Origin of the sequence: Gordonia polyisoprenivorans NBRC 16320 = JCM 10675, assembly GCF_000241325.1 — a bacterium.
GTDB lineage: Bacteria > Actinomycetota > Actinomycetes > Mycobacteriales > Mycobacteriaceae > Gordonia > Gordonia polyisoprenivorans.
In genome coordinates, this window is record NZ_BAEI01000100.1 from 1 (window position 1) to 887 (window position 887).

Below are 887 nucleotides of genomic sequence, written 5' to 3' on the forward strand. Positions count from 1 at the left end.
GGGGTGGTCTGAGGACCGGATTCCGGACCGGGGCCGTGAGTGTGTGGCCGAGCGTCGGTGGGCGTCGGGGTTCACGGCCCCGAAGTGCGTTGTCCTTTCAGTCGGTGGTCAGGTTGGCCAGCGGGTCAGCCGGGGTTGGGAAGTGCTGCGAGTCGGGTGAGTCCGTCGAGTAGCAACTGGAGGTGGGGTGCGGTGGCGGCGAGTTTGAGTCGGGTCCGTCGCGCGTGACGGGTCAGTCGGGCGGCGATCGAAAAGATTTGTAGTCGTAGCCGTTTGGGTTCCCACCGTCGGGCTGGGGTGGTGTCGAAGGCGAGCATCTGTGTCCAGGCGATCACCTCGCACGCGAGCGCGATGATGGCACACCAGATGCGGTTCTGATCGAACCCGTGTAGCGGAAGGTTCGTCAGTCCGCAGTCTTTGGCGGTGCGGATGCGGTCCTCACAACGCGCCCGCCGCCGGTGGCGCAGTTCGAGCTCGGCCAGCTGGCCGCGGGGTGTGTTGGTGGCGAACGCGGTCAGTCGCATGCCGTCGGAGTCGGTGAACCGCAACTGCGCCCCCGGATGCGGGCGCTCCTTCCTGACGATCACCCGCATGCCCTCGGGCCAGCCCGAAAGATCCAGCATGCCCGTCAATTCCGCCACCCACGCCCCGTCGCGTTCGACCCCGTCGGCGTCGTAGGCCGGCGTCCACGCCTGCGGCGACAGTCGGTCGATGATCTCGGCGATGGTGTCGGTGAGTCCGAATCCGACCGAGTAGGCCAGCCGCCGTCTGGTCAGATAGTCGAGGAATTCGTGGGTACCGCCGGCCGAATCGGTACGGATCAACACGGCTTTGCCCACCCGGTAACCATCGATGCCGGGTACTTGGGCCAGGGCCTGCTCGACGAC

The 887-nt window shown here is 66.9% G+C and carries 1 protein-coding gene; it reads right to left on the bottom strand.

The genetic code is table 11. The features are described 5' to 3' along the window. Positions 1-125: 125 nt before the first annotated feature. On the bottom strand, positions 126-887 hold a 762-nt coding region (locus GOPIP_RS27690), incomplete at its 5' end, for an IS1380 family transposase (RefSeq protein ID WP_006373221.1).